Below are 15,897 nucleotides of genomic sequence, written 5' to 3' on the forward strand. Positions count from 1 at the left end.
GGGCAAGGGGGCGGGCGTTCAGCGGCGGAAGATCCGGCGCAGGTCCGCAAGGCTGTCGCGCTGGCGGTCTACCAGTCCGCCATGGGCGGCGGCCACCTCTTCCACGACCGTCATCGGGGCAGCGAGAGCTTCGGGTCCCGAGAGCCGCATCAGCCGTTTGCCCAACCGCTGGACTGCGGGTTGGGGGCCGTTGCATTCATTGACCAGCCAGTGCCCCATCACGAGGATCTCCTCGGCGGTTTTCAGGTCGACCTCGAGATGACGCTGCAAGGCGCGCAGGTGGTCGCCGCGCTGGTCGGCGGTGGCGGCGGCGCCAAGTTCCAAAAAGGCCACCGACAGCGCCCCTGCGGCCAGCACCGGGTCATCCACGCTGTCCACGGGGTGTTCGTTGTAGCGACGGCGAAAGCCGAAACGCCGCGCTGCCGACACGACGTCGCCGGCCAGATCGGCCAGGTCCTTGGCGGCATTGGCAGCCATGCGCGCGCGATAGATCCAGAAGGCCACGCCACCCACAAGGGCCAGGGCTGCTATCAAGATATGCATCGCACTCACTCACACACTCGGAACCGACAGGCCTTTCGGATGCCCGCGGTCGGGCGCGCCCGTCAAGCCGCAAGTCGCCCGGTCCGACACCACTTAGGCTGCCCTGTGGCCCGGGTGCCGCGCTGAGTTCATCGGCAATAAGCCGCGCAAATCGGGCCCCTCGCGCCAGAAAGCTTGCCGCACCGGGACCGGACGGGCACTTGGGCGCGTCTGAAATGGATTTTGAGGTCTCCCTGTGGGGGTTAAAGTAAAGGCTGCCGGTGTGGCGGCGATCTGTGTGGCGGCTCTGACGAGCTGTGGAATGGTGCCCAGCATGAGCGCGCGCAACGCGCCCGAAGACGGGTACGTGATGCGCTGGTCGCATGTGCCGGCCTCGGCCGAGTGGGAACAGGCGGGCTTCGCCGCATTGGACACCCATGCCGCCGTGCTGCCCGATCTCGTGCCCGCCGATATCGAGGCTTGGTGCCCCGGCTACCCAGATGCCACAGAGCCCGAGCGCGAGGCCTTCTGGCTTGGCCTCCTGTCGGCATTGGCGCGCCATGAAAGCACCTGGAACGAGCAGGCGGTAGGCGGAGGCGGGCGTTGGTTCGGCCTCGTCCAGATCAGCCCCGCGACGGCACGGCATTACGGCTGCGCCGCCACCAGTGGTCAGGCCTTGCTCGATGGGTCGGCCAATGTCAGCTGCGCGCTGCGGATCTGGGCCACGACCGTTTCGCGGGACGGCGTGATCTCTCAAGGTACGCGCGGTGTTGCCGCCGATTGGGGCCCGCTGCATCCCAGCCAGGCCAGCAAGCGCGAGGAAATGCGCGCCTGGGTGAGCCAGCAGCCCTACTGTCAGGGCTGAAGGCACCCCCGCGGGCCCGAGAGTCGGTCTCGCGTTTTCCTTGCCAAACCCGCCTCTCGCGGGCAAAGTCGCTGGGTGTGCGCCACCTGGGGAGGAGACGCTTGCCACGATCGGGCGTTTTCATCGCTCTTGGTCTTGTCCTGTTCGGGCCAGGGTCCGGGACAGTGTCTTCGGCGCAGGACCTGCAGGACCAGTCTTCCGGCTCCCCGCTCGAGGGATCGGTCGTTGTGACCTTTGCGGGGATGCAATCGTTTGACCTGGACCTCGACCCCGATCCGTCTCTGGCGGCACATCTGCCCGTGCCCCGTCCGGCCGAAGCCCCCGACAGTCATAGCCCGCTTGCCCCCGTGCGCAGCCTGCGTCCGCGCCTGCGCGAGACTTGGGCCATTCCGCGGCTCAGGTGGGATGATCATCCGCGCGGCGCGCGCTGGACGGGTGCCGTGATGGGGGCGCTGCGCAGCCATGGGGCACCGCTTCTCGATGTGGTCCCGCGCGACATCGCGGCCTGGTGTCCCGGTTATCCGCAGGCCGATCCCGGGCAGCGCGCGGCCTTTTGGGCGGGGCTCGTTTCGACGCTGGCCTGGCATGAAAGCACCCATGATCCCCGTGCCGTGGGCGGCGGGGGTCAATGGTTCGGGTTGATGCAGATCGCGCCCGGCACGGCGCGCTGGCGCAATTGCGCGGTGCAGACCGGCGAGGCGTTGCTTGATGGGCCGGCAAACCTGAGCTGCGGCATCCGGATCATGGCCGCGACCGTACCGCGCGACGGTGTTGTCGCCGAGGGCATGCGCGGGCTGGCAGCCGACTGGGGGCCGTTCCATTCCCCCCGCAAGCGCGAAGACATGCGCGACTGGGTCCGCTCGCAAGACTATTGTCTGCCGCGCCGCCGCCCCATCCTGCGCCCCGAAGGTTTGGGCACGATGAGGCACCCGGTCGCGGTCTCGGCCAGCATTGTCCGCCCGGTGCCACGACCCTCCCAGGCGCCGGTCCACGACCCGACACGCGCGATGTTGGCCGCGGCGCGGTGACCGGTCGCTGCGCTCAGGTGCTGCGCACCGCAATGCCACGGTCGGTCACGGCGCGGATCAGATCGAGCTGGCCCGGCGGCATGTCGAAGGGTATCGCCACCTCCGCACCGTCGTGCAGCACCAGCGTGACGCGTGACGCGCTCTCCTGATCCGTGACCCGGATGTGGGCAACGTCCTTGAAGGGCACAACCCGGGTGCCATCCTCGGTCATCACGGTCAACCGTTCGTCGTCCATCCTGAGCCCGTAGACCGGGCTCAGGACCATCTGGTAAAAGCTGACCGCGAGCGCCGGGATAAGCAGCAGGAGCACGAAGCTCGGGGCTACGTTCCACAAGAAGGCGGCAAGCAACGTCAAACCGGCAAAGGCCATCATGCTCAACGCAAGGTTGCCGGGACGAAAGAGGGCGTCAAATCTGTTTTCCATGCCGGCAGAAAAGCCTGCGATTGTGCCGGTTTTGGGACATTCGGGGGGCGGAGTGCCGGAGTTTTTGCGGCCGGTTCGCGACCCGACCGTCCACGGGGCGGACCCGGAGCAGCGCGCCCGAGCCCCGGGACCCTGCGGGACGGATACCAGAGCGTACGCCCGTCCCGGGTGTCTGGGCATCGGGGCTGCGCATTGCTAGTGTCAACTCATCAAACAGGGCGACGCGATCACGATGGAACGGGCGACAGTGACGGGAATGGCGATCGGGACAGCGTTCGCGACAGGTCCGAACCGGATCGTTGCCCTCGACCTCGCGCGGGCCATGGCGCTCATCGCGATGGCCGTGTTCCATTTCGTGTTCGATCTGGAGCTCTTCGGCGTGGTGGCGCCCGGCACCACGATGCGGCCGGGCTGGCGTTGGCTGGCCTATCTGACGGCAGGGTCCTTTCTGTTCCTCGCCGGGGTCAGCCTGTGGCTTGCGCATGGCCGGGCCATCCGATGGCGCGGCTTCTGGCGGCGATTCGCGATGATCGCGGCGGCGGCGCTGGCGATCACGGCCGCGACCTTTCTGGCGATGCGCGAGGCCTTCATCTTTTTCGGCATCCTGCATTGCATCGCCGCCGCAAGCCTGCTCGGGCTGGCCTGTCTCAGGTTGCCCGCGCCGCTACTCGCGGGTTTGGGCGTCGCGGTGATCTGGCTGCCGCAGGTCCTCCGCTTCGAGGCGCTGAACCCGCCATGGATGTGGTGGACGGGCTTGCAGGCCATCGGCGTGCGGTCCGTCGACTATGTGCCGCTCTTTCCGTGGTTCGGGCCGGTCCTCTTCGGCATCGCGGCGGCGCGCGTCATGGCGGGCCGAGGCGGATGGGACAGGCTGGCGCGCTGGCAGGCCCCGCGTGCCGCCCGCTGGCTGGCCTTGCCCGGGCGCCACAGCCTTGCCGTCTACCTGATCCACCAGCCGGTGCTGATCGCGCTGATCTGGCTGGCGACGACCATCGCGGACTGAGCCTTCATCTTTCCCCAAATATGCATGACCAGCCTGCCGCCTGCGCCCCGTCCGGGGTCACGCGCCCCGGATGCGGCCCACCATTTCGGACAGATCGCGGCTCAGGCCTTCGGTGGCCGCGATCCGGTCAAGCTCGGCACGAATCATGTCTTGCCGGTCGGCGTCATACCGCGCCCAAGTCTCATAGGCCGTAGACATCCGCGCTGCCGTCTGCGGGTTCTTGGCATCCAACCGGATCAGCCAGTCGGCCAGAAAGGCGTAGCCCGCGCCCGAGGGGTCGTGGAACCCCGCGGGGTTGCCGGCCGTCAATCCGCCGATCACCGACCGGAAGCGGTTGGGATTGGTCCAGTCGAACAGCGGATGGTCCGTCAGCGCCCGCGCGGTCGCAACCGCCCGGTCCGGCGCGGCATGGGTGATTTGCGCCATGAACCACTTGTCCATCACCAGCCGGTCATCTTTCCAGCGGTCGTGAAAGCGTTGGGCGACGTCGGTGTCGCCCGCCTCGAGCAGCGCGGTGAAGGCGGCGATCTCGTCGGTCATGTTGGTGGCGGCGTCGTAATGCGCCCGGGCGCGGTCCGGTCCCTCGATGCGCGTCAGCAGCGCCAGCGCCGCGTTGCGCAAGGCACGGTCTGCGGCCTGGGCCGCGTCGGGGCTGTAATCCGGCCCGGGGTCCTTCGCATCGTAGAGAGCGGCAAGGGGTCCGTGCAGCGCGGACGCCATCGCGGACTGGAACGCCTTGCGGGTGGCGTGGATCGCGGTCGGGTCGGGCACGAGGCCGCCGTCATGGGCGGCCTGCGCCAAGTCATCTTCGGAGGGCAGTGCAAGGCAAAGCGCGCGGAAGGCGGCGTCGAGACGTTCGTCGGCGAGCAGCCGGCCAAGCGCGTCGAACAGCGCCGGATCGCGCGCGCCCCCCGTCAGCATCCCCATCAGCGTCTCGCGCATAAGGCTGCGCCCGGCCTCCCATCGGTTGAAGGGGTCGGGGTCATGGGCCAGCAGCACCAGCCGGTCCGCCCGCGTGAGGGCTGCGTCGAGGATTACGGGCGCGGAAAAGCCACGCAGAAGCGAGGGGATGACGCGGTCGGGCAATGCGATGCCCGCCTGCGCCGCCATCTTGGCAAGGTCGAAATCCAGAACCGTTTCGCGGCTGTCGAGGATCACATGCGTCTCGGGCAACAGCTCGGTGCCATCGGCCGCAAGGAGGCCCATGGCGATGGGGATCACAACCGGTTCCTTGAGCGGTTGGTCGGGTGTCGGCGGCACCACTTGCGCAAGCCGCAGATGCAGCCGGTCGCCGGCTACCTGCCATTCGGCCGTCAGGCGCGGGGTGCCCGCCTGCGTATACCAGCGCTTGAACTGCGACAGATCGCGGCCCGTCACGTCTTGGAACACCGCCAGCCAATCCTCGATGGTGCAGGCCTGCCCGTCGTGGCGGCGGAAGTATTCGTCGAGCGCCGCGCGGTATTCTTGCGCACCGACGATGCGTTTGAGCATCCCGATGACTTCCGCGCCCTTCTCGTAGACGGTCGCGGTGTAGAAATTGTTGATTTCCACATAGCTGTCGGGCCGCACGTTATGGGCCAGCGGGCCGGCATCCTCGCGGAACTGGCGGGCGCGCAGTTGCAGCACATCCTCGATCCGTTGGACCGCCGCGCTGCGGGTGTCGGCGCTGAACTGCTGGTCGCGGAAAACCGTCAGCCCTTCTTTGAGGCAGAGCTGGAACCAGTCGCGGCAGGTGATGCGGTTACCGGTCCAGTTGTGGAAATACTCATGCGCGACAATGCTTTCGATGAAATCGTAATCGCGGTCGGTGGCGGTTTCGGGCGAGGCGAGAACGTATTTTGAGTTGAAGATGTTCAACCCCTTGTTCTCCATCGCGCCCATGTTGAAATCGTCGACGGCCACGATGTTGAACACGTCGAGATCGTATTCGCGGCCGTACACCTCCTCGTCCCAGCGCATGGAGCGTTTGAGGGCGTCCATCGCATAGGCGCATTTGCCCTCGTCTCCGGGGCGGACCCAGATGTTGAGATCGACCGCGCGGCCCGACATCGTGGTGAAGGCGTCTCTGTGCGCCACCAGATCGCCCGCGACCAGCGCAAACAGATAGGCAGGCTTGGGCCAAGGGTCGTGCCATTCGGCCCAGCCGGGGCCAGACGCGCCCGGATTGCCGTTCGACAAGAGCACGGACGCGTCGCCTTCGATCCTCACGGTGAAGGGGGCCATGACGTCGGGGCGGTCGGGGTAGAAGGTGATCTTGCGGAACCCCTCGGCTTCGCATTGAGTGCAATACATGCCGCCCGACATGTACAGCCCCTCGAGCGCGGTATTGCCCGCCGGATCGATCTCGACCTCGGCCTCCCACAAGAAGCTTTGGGCGGGCAGACGTTCTGCGGGCACGGTCAGCCCTTCGGGTGTCAACAGGTAGTCGAGCGCGGTCAGCGCCACCCCGTCGATCGCGCAGGAGATCAGGCGCAAGCCCTCGCCATCCAGCCGCAGATTACCGTTTTCCAACCCCGCCGGATTGGCGCGGAACCGGATGCGTGAGAGAACGCGCGTCGCCCCCGGCGACAGGCGAAAGGTCAGCGCGACCGTCTCGACCAGATGCGAAGGCGGGCGGTAGTCGGCCAGGTGGATGGGCTGCGGGGCGGCGTCTTTCATCGTCTCTCCTCTGGCGCCTCTGGCAGGCGGCGGCTCGGCACGAGGCTAGGCCGGGTGGAGGCCCGGAGCAAGGCGCGGCAAGGGCCGCGACGGGATCAATTCCTTGTTTCCTTGGAGAACGGTCATAAGTCAAAGACCACGTCGCACGGGCAATCGGCCTGTGTCGCGTCATCGACACCCAAGGCGAAAGGAGACAGCCATGTCCGCCCCAAGCACCAATGTCGAGAAACAGGAACGCCGCCACAAGCCGGTTCTGATGGTCCTGCGCGGTCTGATCATTCTGGCTGCCGTGATCCTTGTGGGCTTCATTGCCCTGCAGGTCATCGGCAGCGGCACCACGCCCGAGGCCGGGCTGGTCGTACCCACGGTCGCAGATTGACGGTGGGCGATGCGGCGGGGCTTTGACAGGGGCTCCGCGCCTGCTATCTGACCCGCCATGGGTTCAGATGTTCTTGTTTGGTTCAAGCGCGATCTCCGGGTGCAGGACAATCCCGTCCTGGCCGAGGCAGCCGCACGCGGCGGGCGCATCTTGCCGCTTTTCATCGTTGAACCAGAGGCTTGGGCGCAACACGACGCCTCGGCGCGGCACTGGCGTTTCGTGGCCGAAAGCCTGAGGGGGTTGCGCGACGATCTTGGGCTGCTTGGCGCGCCCCTGATCGTGCGGGTGGGGCCCGCGGCCGATGTTCTGGCGGACCTTCTTGTGCAAACCAAGATCACCGAGGTCCTGAGTTGCGAGGAAACCGGCAATCTCTGGAGCTATGCCCGCGACCGTGCTGTCGCCGCGCGTCTTTCGGCCTTGGGCGTGGGCTGGTCCGAGCGGCCGCAGGCGGGTGTCGTACGGCGGCTCAAGGGGCGCGATGGTTGGGCCGCGCGGCGCGACGGCGCGATGCGCGCCGCCATGCTCGCGCCGCCAGAGGGGTTGACCGGGTTCGCCCTCGACCCCGGTCCGATCCCCGATGCGCGCGATCTGGGCTTGCCCTTCGATCCCTGTCCGGGGCGGCAAAAGGGCGGCCGCGTCCTGGCCGAGGCGACGCTCGCCTCTTTTCTGGAGCTGCGCGGCCAGACCTACCGGCGCGCCATGTCCTCGCCGCTGGAGGGGGCCGATGCCTGTTCACGCTTGAGCCCCCATCTGGCCTGGGGCACGATCAGCGGGCGGGAGGCGGCTCAGGCGGCTGCAATGCGCAAGCGGCAGGCCAAGGGCACGCGCGAAGGTTGGTCGGGTGCCATGACCAGTTTCGAGGCGCGGCTCGCGTGGCGCGACCATTTCATGCAAAAGCTGGAGGATGAACCGGCGCTGGAACGGCGCTGCCTGCATTCCGCCTATGAGGGGCTGCGGCCGATGGTGCCCGATGCCCTGCGCCTTTCCGCATGGGAAAAGGGCGAAACGGGCGTGCCCTTCGTCGATGCCTGCATGCGGTCGCTGATCGCCACCGGCTGGCTCAATTTCCGCATGCGCGCGATGCTGGTCTCCTTTGCGAGCTACCATCTGTGGCTCGACTGGCGCGCGACCGGCCCGCATCTGGCGCGGCTCTTCACCGATTACGAGCCCGGCATCCATTGGCCGCAGATGCAGATGCAATCTGGCACGACCGGCATGAACACGGTGCGCATCTACAACCCGGTCAAGCAGGGGCACGATCAGGACCCGACGGGCGCCTTTACCCGGACATGGTGCCCCGAATTGCGCGAGGTGCCCGATGCGCTCTTGCAGACACCTTGGGCGTGGGAGGATGCCGCGCGTCTTTTGGGCATGCGCTACCCCGCGCCAGTCGTCGATGTGACCGAGGCCGCCCGCGCGGCGCGCGATGCGGTCTGGGCAGTGCGGCGCGGTGATGCCTTCCGCGCCGAGGCGGCGCGGGTCGTCCACAAGCATGCCAGCCGGAAGGATGGCGGCGCGGGGCGGCATTTCGTCAATGACCGCGCCCCGCGCAAGCGCAAGCCGCAGGTGGCCGATGCGCAATTGCACCTCGATCTATAGCTGCTGGGCAGGTTCCGGGCGCTCTGGCCTTGCAGGGTCTCAGGGCTAGCTCCCGCCCATGGCCCGCATGCGCAAGAAATCCGACCTGCCGCAAAAGACCTGCGTCACCTGCGGGCGACCCTTTACGTGGCGCAAGAAGTGGGAAAAGGTCTGGGACGAAGTGCGTTATTGCTCGGACAGGTGCAGGAACGCGCGCCCAGCGGATAAATCCGCCAAGAGACCGGGATGATCCCCGGCACAGGTCCATCGGGGCAGCACATGACCGCCAGCACGATCTATGCCTACCTGCCCGAGGATTTCGGCGGTAGCCTGCCCTCCGATCCCATCGCCGCGGCGCAGACGGTAGCGGGTCTGCCGCTGACGCTGGCACGGTCCGCTGTGCCGGTTCAGGTGCTGCTGGACGGCGACAGGCTTGCTGCCCCCGTCACGATGGGCGGGCAGGCCTTTGCGACGGGCGATCTGGCACAGCGGATCTGGACACTTGCCGATGTCGCCAAGGGCATCCGGCTGACCGGCTATGTGCTGCGCACCAGTCAACCGCCCGGACCAACCCAGCAGGTGATCGGCGCGGCGCTACCGCTCAAGCCCGGCCAGCGCTATCAGCTTTCGCTGTCGCATGGCGGCGGACGGGACACTCCGGGCTTTGCCGGTGGGTTAGCGGCGGGAACCCGCATCCTGACCGAAGTCGGCAAGCGCCCGATCGAGGATATCGCCGTCGGCGACAAGGTCTGGACCGATGGCCATGGTTTTCAGCCGGTCGTCTGGCATGGGGTGCACAGCGTTCTGGCGCGCGGGCAGGCCGCGCCGGTGCGCCTGCGCCGCGGGTTCATGGGCCTGGGCGACGATCTTCTGATCGCCGGAACCCAATGCGTGCGGCTGGATCGCCCCGAGGGACCGGTGCTGGTGCCGGCAGCGGCCTTTGTTGCGGCAGGGCAGGCCACGCGCGACTTCGGGGCCAGCATCACATGGCATCAATTGCTCTTGAGAGATCATGCGGTGATCTTTGCGCAGGCGCTGGCTTGCGAGAGTTTCTGGCCGCGCGAAAGCCTCGCCCTCGGCCCGCCCGCCGACTGGCCTGCGGGTATTGCCCTGCCAGACAGCCCCGCCCATCCCCGCCTGACCGAGGCCGAGGCTGTCCGCCTGATCGGCTGATGCCCGGTTTGTCGTACAAACCACGTTGCGGCCTGTTGCCGATCGGAAACTTTTTCCGTAATCCGCTGCGCGAGGCTCCGGTATGCTGCGGGATACCGGTGGAATGGCTGCATCGAGAGGTGATCGACATGACGACATATGTGGCGCGCGCAAGCCTGCAGGTGGCGGCGGAGCTGGCGCAATTCCTGGAAGACCGGGCCCTGGCGGGCACCGGCGTCGATGTGGGGCGGTTCTGGGACGGGTTCTCGGACATGCTGCACGCCTTCGCGCCGAAAAACCGCGCACTTCTGGACAAGCGGCAGGATCTGCAGGCGAAAATCGACGCTTGGCATATCGCGCGGCGCGGCCAGCCCCATGACGCGGACGGCTATGAGGCCTATCTTCGCGAGATCGGCTATCTCCTGCCCGAGGGCGAAGAGTTTTCCATCGACACGACCCGCATCGACCCCGAGATCGCCAGTGTCGCGGGCCCGCAGCTGGTGGTGCCGATCACCAATGCACGCTTTGCGCTGAATGCGGCGAACGCGCGCTGGGGCAGTCTTTACGATGCCTTCTATGGCACCGATGCGATGGGCAGCGCGCCCCGATCCGGCGGCTATGATCGGGGTCGCGGTGCACGGGTCGTGGCGCGGGCGCGGGTCTTTCTCGACAGTGCCTTTCCGGTCGAGGGCCACAGCCACGCGGATGCGCGGCGCTACCATATCGACCGCGGTCAGCTGCTGATCGACGACAAACCTCTGGAAAACCCGGCCAAATTCGCGGGCTACCGGGGCCATCCCAAGGCGCCGAGCCATGTGCTTCTGGTCAACAACGGGCTGCATGTGGAACTGGTCTTCGACCGCACCCATCCGATCGGCTCGCGCGATCAGGCGGGACTGGCCGATGTGCGGATGGAGGCCGCGATCAGCGCGATCATGGATTGCGAGGATTCGGTGGCCTGCGTCGACGCCGAGGACAAGGTGCAAGCCTATGGCAACTGGCTTGGGCTGATGCGGGGCGATCTGACCGAGACGTTCGAGAAGGGCGGGCGGCAGATGACGCGGGCGCTGGAGCCCGACCTCGATTATCTCGCGCCCGACGGCACGCCGATGCAGGTCAAGGCGCGCGCCCTGATGCTGGTGCGCAACGTGGGCCACCTTATGACCAACCCCTCGATCTTGCTCGATGATGGCGCCGAGGTCCACGAGGGGCTGATGGATGCCATGGTCACGGTTCTGATCGCCATGCATGACCTGAAAAAGGATAGCGGGTTGCGCAACAGCCATGCGGGATCGGTCTATGTGGTCAAGCCCAAGATGCACGGGCCCGAGGAAGTGGCCTTCGCTGACGCGACTTTCACCGAGGTGGAGCGCATTCTGGGGCTCGAACGCTACACGGTAAAACTCGGCGTGATGGACGAGGAGCGGCGCACCTCGGTCAACCTCAAGGAATGCATCCGGGCGGCCAAACACCGGATGGCCTTCATCAACACCGGGTTTCTGGACCGCACCGGCGACGAGATCCACACCTCGATGGAGGCGGGGCCGTTTTCGCGCAAGGATTTCATCAAGCGCAAAAGCTGGATCGCCGCTTACGAGAACCAGAATGTCGACATCGGGCTGGAATGTGGCCTGATGGGCCGGGCGCAGATCGGCAAGGGCATGTGGGCCAAGCCCGATGCCATGGCCGAGATGCTGGAGGTCAAGATCGAACACCCGCGCGCAGGGGCCAATTGCGCCTGGGTGCCGTCGCCCACTGCCGCGACGCTGCACAGCTTGCACTACCATCAGGTCGATGTGGCGGCAGTACAGGCCAAGCTCGCCAAGGGTGGGCGGCGGGCCTATGTCAATGCGCTGCTGGACATTCCGTTGGCCGCCTACCAGCGCTGGTCCGAGGCTCAGGTGACGCGCGAGGTGGAAAACAATGCCCAGGGCATCCTGGGCTATGTGGTGCGCTGGATCGATGGCGGCGTGGGCTGTTCCAAGGTCCCCGACATCAACGACGTTGCCTTGATGGAGGACCGCGCGACCTGCCGCATCTCGGCGCAGCACATCGCCAACTGGCTGCATCACGGTGTCGTGTCCGAGGCGCAGGTGATGGAGATCCTGCGCCGCATGGCCGGTGTGGTGGACCGACAGAACGCGGGCGACCCCAGCTACACTCCGATGGCGCCGGGCTTCAACGGCATCGCCTTTGCTGCCGCATGTGATCTGGTCTTCAAGGGGCGCGAGCAGCCCTCGGGCTATACCGAGCCGGTTCTGCATGCCCGGCGGCTGGAGTTGAAGGCGGCCTGAGGACCGGGGGCGCTGCCCCCGGACCCCCGGGATATTTGGAAAACAGAGAAGGTGGCGCGCGGGGACGTGGCGCGCCGGCCCGAAGGGAGGACGCGATGATCACACTGGATGAGGCGCGCGCGATGATCGCGGTGGCGCGGGCCAAGGGGCGTGAGATGGGGCTGAACCCGTTGTCGGTTGTTGTGCTGGATGCGGGCGGCCATCCGCTTGCCTTCGAGCGCGAGGATGGGGCCAGCCCGGGCCGGTTCGAGATCGCGCGGGGAAAGGCCTATGGGGCGGTGATGCTCGGCATGCCCGGCAGCGTCCAGAAGGCGCGTGCGGAAGAACAGCCGTTCTTCATGGGCGCGGTGAATGGCGCCTTCGGCGGCCGGCTGGTGCCGGTGCCCGGCGGGGTGTTGGTGTTGCAAGACGGGGTCGTGGTGGGCGCTGTGGGCGTAACCGGCGACACGTCGGACAAGGATGCAGCCGTGGCTGTTGCCGGGATCGAGGCGGCGGGGTTCGAGGCGCGGGCGTGACGCGGCGGTTGATCTCCTCCGGCTCGCCCTTCGAGGCCGAGATCGGCTATTCGCGCGCGGTGGTGGAGGATGGCTGGGTCTTTGTCGCGGGCACGACCGGGTTCGACTATGCCACGATGGAGATCGCCGAGGATCCGGCAGCACAGGCCGAGCAGAGTTTTGCCAACATCGATGCAGCCCTGCAGGAGGCTGGCGCCACGATGGCAGATGTGGTGCGGGTGCGCTACATCTTGCCCGACGCGGGGATGTGGCCAGCGTGCTGGCCGGTGACGCGCAAATGGCTGGGCGCGGTGAGGCCCGCGGCCACGATGATCGTGGCGGGTCTTCAGGACCCGCGGATGAAGATCGAGATCGAGGCGACGGCGCGTCTGTCCCAATCGGAGGGTAAAGGGTGAGGGTTCTGTCCACCGATGCGGCACCGCCTCCGTTTTCGGCCTATGCCCAAGGCGTCGAGATCGGCGCGGGCGCACGCCAGATCACGGTGGCCGGTCAGGTTGGCATGACGCCCGAGGGCGTGCTGGTGGTGGATGCGCGCGGCCAGCATCGGCAAGCCTGGGCCAATGTCGCGGCGATCCTTGCGGCGGGCGGCATGACCGTGTCGGACATCACCGAGATCATCGGTATCGTCACTGGGTCTGAAGGTGTCGCGCTGTTCCGCGAGGAACGGGAGCGCGCGCTGGGCCCGCATCTGGCGGCGGCGACCTTGATCGTGGCGGGGCTGGCGCATCCGGACTGGCAGGTCGAGATCATGGTGCGCGCGGCGCGGGCGGTGGACGGCTGACCCGCGGCGCGCACGGCCTGCATCCTGGGGGTGAAGGCTGCCCAATCCTTGGGCATCTGCATCAACGCAGGGCGTCCGTGCCCAGCCATGGTCTTTTCGTCGGCCCGAAACGGCGCTACATCTTGGGCAGTCCTACAGGGGAAGACACATGGCCCGGCCCGTCATCGGCATCATCGGCAACCAGCATCTGGTGAACGAACAATACCGCACCTACGCGGGCGGTGCGATGAATGCCGAGGCCGTGGCCGAAGTGGCGGGCGGCTTGCCGCTGGTGATCCCGGCCGATCCGCGCTTTGTCTGCATCGGCGACTTGCTGGAGGTTTGCGACGGCTTCTTGTTCACCGGAGGGCGCCCCAACGTGCATCCCGAGGAATACGGCGAGCCCGAGACCGAGGCGCATGGTGCCTTTGACCGGGCACGCGACGCGGTGGCGCTGCCGCTCATCCGGGCCTGTGTCGAGCGTGGACAGCCGTTTCTGGGCGTCTGCCGCGGGTTTCAGGAGGTGAACGTGGCCATGGGCGGCTCGCTCTACCCCGAAATCCGCGATCTGCCCGGGCGGATGAACCACCGCATGCCGCCTGATGGCACGATGGAGGAGAAATTCGCATTGCGCCACGCCGTGACGCTGACCGAGGGCGGGCCGTTTCACCGGATCTTCGGTGCGACCGAGGTGATGACCAACACGCTGCACGGTCAGGGGATCAAGACGCCTGGCTGCCGAATCGTCATCGACGGTCACGCGCCCGACAGCACACCCGAGGCGATCTATGTCGATGGCGCGCCGGGTTTCACCCTGTCGGTGCAGTGGCACCCCGAATACCGCGCGGCGCAAGACCCGGTGTCGCGGCCCCTGTTCGAGGCTTTCGGGGCGGCAGCGCGGGCCTGGGCCGAAAGCCGGCGGCCGGTACCGGTGGCCGCGGTCGCCTGAGGCTCAGGGCCTGTCCGCAAGGCGGCAGGCACCCGGATCGCTTTGGGGCCGGTCGCAACCCCGCCCGTGGGCTGCAAGCAGCAGGGCCATGCGGGCGACAAGTTGAGCGTCCCCACTTTCCAGCGCGTGACCGATGCCGTCGCGGAGGAATCGCTGCACAAGGTCGTCGCGCCCAAGCCGGGCGGCGACAGTGATGGCCGGGGGCAAGATCGTGCGCGCGTCCCGTGCACAAAGGGTGGGAACATCGTTCACCCCGTCCAGCAGGCGCATTGCGGCCGTCCTGTCGATGACGGGGCTTTCGGGACGCGACAAGCTCTCGGCCAGACGCATCCGTAGCATGAGCCGCTCGCCGTCGGAGGCCAGCGCGGCCTCCGCGACCGGCAGGAGCGTCAGGCGCGTCTGTGTAGGCAGGGTTTCGGTCAGCACCTCGGACCATACAAAGCGGGCATCCGCTATACTGTCCATGACATGAGCCGCGGCTTGCGGGTCGCCAAGGCCCGCCGTCAATGTCTCGATGCGATGGGCGGCGGTGCGGTCGTCGGCCTGCGCTTCTGCCTCTGCTTCGGCGCGGCCGTTCCGCAAGGCGCCATGCGGCGCGATCCGGTGGGCCGCGTCGATCCGGCCAAGTTGTGCAAGGTCACCGACTGCGCGGTCGGCGAGAGCGAGGCGCTCTGCATGATCGGCAAGGCAGGCGACGGTCGGTTCGGCCACGCAAGTCGCCTGTGGCTCGGTTGCCTCGAGGCGATGCAGTAGCCACGCGACCCCGAAACACAGAAAGACCGCGCTGACCACGAGGCCCATGCGGCGGACGACCAAGCGACACGGGGTGCGGTGTCGGTGTCGTCGTGCCATAGGGCGTCCGCCGCATCGGTGCCTTGCCCTTGCAAGCCTGCCAGAGGTTTTGGGCGGCAGTTTGGCAAACCTGCGCCGATGGCAGTGACGTTCGGTCCGGGTGGCCGGCGTCAGGTCGCGCGCGGGCCGCGCAATTCCTTGATGTGAAACCGGATCTTGTCCCATTTCTCGGCGTCGTCGGTCATGCCCGCCTCGCGGGCGGCGGCGGCTTTTTGCGCGGCCTCGGCCTCGGCCTTGTCGCCATGAGCGTCGAACAGGCTGCGCGCGTATTGCACGAGATCCTTGTGGTCCATCGGTCACTCTCCCGTCTTGGGGGCACAGCGCGCGGGCGCGGGCCCGGTTCCGGTGGACCAACAAGGTAACCCGAAGGGCGGCGTCAGGTCTATTGGTGGATGCGCTGAAATTATGGGCATGGCACGCGATCTGCCCGAGGATTAGGCGGGCCTTGGAGTGGACCCGCTACAGCACCGCCGAGATGACGATCGGATAGACGAGAAAGAACATCGCCACTGAAAAGGCGGCATGCGCGCTCAGCGCCAGAGCTGCGGCGCGGGGGCCCATCGGCTCGCCTTCGGGCGTCTCGAGTACGCTGGAATAGGCGAAGAACCCGCTTGTCAGGCCGACGGCCAGCACCACGATCGGGCCAATGGTCTGCGGCAGCAGTGCGGTGCCAAAGGCATCTGCGACGATCACCGCGGCCGAGGCGATGAAGGCCGCCTTCCAGATATTGGCAAAGCGCGGGCGGTTCATGCGGCAGAGACGGAAGGCGATCAAGATGGCCGCCGCGATCAGGACTGCGCCGACCAGCGCCCCGATGAGACCAGCGAGGATTTCGAAGAAAAACATGATGACAACCCGTTGTTGCGCGGAACTGCTCCCGACGCTGCAAGTGACAGCCGATTGTGGCCATCTCGGGGA

General features: G+C 67.1%; 18 protein-coding genes. 12 read left to right on the forward strand and 6 right to left on the reverse strand.

Going from position 1 to position 15,897, the window contains the following annotated elements; translation table 11 throughout:
- Positions 1–18: 18 nt before the first annotated feature.
- A complete protein-coding gene (locus C7455_RS00555) occupies positions 19–543 on the reverse strand; it encodes a hypothetical protein (RefSeq protein ID WP_109664081.1) in 525 nt (174 codons plus the stop codon).
- Between the two features lie 313 nt (positions 544–856).
- Here C7455_RS00555 and C7455_RS00560 point away from each other — a divergent pair, with 313 nt between their 5' ends.
- Both C7455_RS00560 and C7455_RS00565 read left to right on the forward strand, forming a co-directional pair.
- Positions 857–1,387, forward strand: a complete 531-nt coding sequence (locus C7455_RS00560) for a transglycosylase SLT domain-containing protein (protein ID WP_245904172.1) — start codon at positions 857–859, stop codon at positions 1,385–1,387.
- A gap of 242 nt (positions 1,388–1,629) precedes the next feature.
- Positions 1,630–2,415, forward strand: a complete 786-nt coding sequence (locus C7455_RS00565) for a transglycosylase SLT domain-containing protein (RefSeq protein WP_109666020.1) — start codon at positions 1,630–1,632, stop codon at positions 2,413–2,415.
- 13 nt (positions 2,416–2,428) lie between these two features.
- On the opposite strand, the gene C7455_RS00570 is transcribed toward C7455_RS00565, so the two are convergent.
- Entirely contained in the window at positions 2,429–2,839 is a 411-nt protein-coding gene (locus C7455_RS00570; protein ID WP_109664087.1) for a hypothetical protein, read from the reverse strand.
- 232 nt (positions 2,840–3,071) lie between these two features.
- Between C7455_RS00570 and C7455_RS00575 the strand changes: the two genes are divergently transcribed.
- Positions 3,072–3,842 carry an acetyltransferase domain-containing protein gene (locus tag C7455_RS00575; RefSeq protein ID WP_109664090.1) on the forward strand — a complete coding sequence of 257 codons (771 nt, stop codon included), beginning with the start codon at positions 3,072–3,074 and terminating at the stop codon, positions 3,840–3,842.
- 57 nt (positions 3,843–3,899) lie between these two features.
- Here C7455_RS00575 and pepN read toward each other — a convergent pair whose 3' ends face one another.
- A complete protein-coding gene (pepN, locus tag C7455_RS00580; protein WP_109664092.1) occupies positions 3,900–6,500 on the reverse strand; it encodes an aminopeptidase N in 2,601 nt (866 codons plus the stop codon).
- Positions 6,501–6,699: 199 nt separating this feature from the next.
- On the opposite strand from pepN, the gene C7455_RS00585 reads away from it, so the two are divergent.
- The 9 genes from C7455_RS00585 to C7455_RS00625 all read left to right on the forward strand — a co-directional run bounded on the left by C7455_RS00585 (position 6,700) and on the right by C7455_RS00625 (position 14,127).
- Complete coding sequence (locus C7455_RS00585; protein ID WP_109664095.1) at positions 6,700–6,879, forward strand: hypothetical protein; 180 nt, start codon at positions 6,700–6,702, stop codon at positions 6,877–6,879.
- Positions 6,880–6,936: 57 nt separating this feature from the next.
- Complete coding sequence (locus C7455_RS00590; RefSeq protein ID WP_109664098.1) at positions 6,937–8,478, forward strand: FAD-binding domain-containing protein; 1,542 nt, start codon at positions 6,937–6,939, stop codon at positions 8,476–8,478.
- 58 nt (positions 8,479–8,536) lie between these two features.
- Complete coding sequence (locus C7455_RS00595; RefSeq protein WP_109664102.1) at positions 8,537–8,707, forward strand: DUF2256 domain-containing protein; 171 nt, start codon at positions 8,537–8,539, stop codon at positions 8,705–8,707.
- A 29-nt stretch (positions 8,708–8,736) separates the two neighbouring features.
- Positions 8,737–9,630 (forward strand): Hint domain-containing protein, encoded by an 894-nt coding sequence (locus C7455_RS00600; RefSeq protein ID WP_170118963.1) that lies wholly within the window; start codon positions 8,737–8,739, stop codon positions 9,628–9,630.
- A gap of 128 nt (positions 9,631–9,758) precedes the next feature.
- Positions 9,759–11,903: a malate synthase G gene (locus C7455_RS00605; protein ID WP_109666022.1), complete on the forward strand. Its 2,145-nt coding sequence runs from the start codon at positions 9,759–9,761 to the stop codon at positions 11,901–11,903.
- Positions 11,904–11,998: 95 nt separating this feature from the next.
- Positions 11,999–12,418 carry a GlcG/HbpS family heme-binding protein gene (locus tag C7455_RS00610; protein WP_109664108.1) on the forward strand — a complete coding sequence of 140 codons (420 nt, stop codon included), beginning with the start codon at positions 11,999–12,001 and terminating at the stop codon, positions 12,416–12,418.
- Positions 12,415–12,813, forward strand: coding sequence for a RidA family protein (locus tag C7455_RS00615; protein WP_109664110.1), 399 nt, complete (start codon positions 12,415–12,417; stop codon positions 12,811–12,813). The genes C7455_RS00610 and C7455_RS00615 overlap by 4 nt, the downstream gene beginning before the upstream one ends.
- The gene (locus tag C7455_RS00620) at positions 12,810–13,199 is read left to right on the forward strand and encodes a RidA family protein (protein WP_109664113.1); all 390 of its coding nucleotides are present in this window, start codon (positions 12,810–12,812) and stop codon (positions 13,197–13,199) included. The genes C7455_RS00615 and C7455_RS00620 overlap by 4 nt, the downstream gene beginning before the upstream one ends.
- A 148-nt stretch (positions 13,200–13,347) precedes the next feature.
- Complete coding sequence (locus C7455_RS00625) at positions 13,348–14,127, forward strand: gamma-glutamyl-gamma-aminobutyrate hydrolase family protein (protein WP_109664116.1); 780 nt, start codon at positions 13,348–13,350, stop codon at positions 14,125–14,127.
- Between the two features lie 3 nt (positions 14,128–14,130).
- On the opposite strand, the gene C7455_RS19800 is transcribed toward C7455_RS00625, so the two are convergent.
- The 3 genes from C7455_RS19800 to C7455_RS00645 all read right to left on the reverse strand — a co-directional run bounded on the left by C7455_RS19800 (position 14,131) and on the right by C7455_RS00645 (position 15,825).
- On the reverse strand, positions 14,131–14,943 hold the full coding sequence (locus tag C7455_RS19800) for a hypothetical protein (RefSeq protein WP_146199895.1): 813 nt from the start codon (positions 14,941–14,943) through the stop codon (positions 14,131–14,133).
- A gap of 146 nt (positions 14,944–15,089) precedes the next feature.
- Complete coding sequence (locus C7455_RS00640) at positions 15,090–15,272, reverse strand: hypothetical protein (protein WP_109664124.1); 183 nt, start codon at positions 15,270–15,272, stop codon at positions 15,090–15,092.
- Between the two features lie 166 nt (positions 15,273–15,438).
- Entirely contained in the window at positions 15,439–15,825 is a 387-nt protein-coding gene (locus C7455_RS00645; RefSeq protein WP_109664127.1) for a hypothetical protein, read from the reverse strand.
- Positions 15,826–15,897: the final 72 nt, after the last annotated feature.

This window comes from Roseicyclus mahoneyensis (assembly GCF_003148775.1).
GTDB classification, from domain to species: Bacteria; Pseudomonadota; Alphaproteobacteria; order Rhodobacterales; family Rhodobacteraceae; genus Roseicyclus; species Roseicyclus mahoneyensis.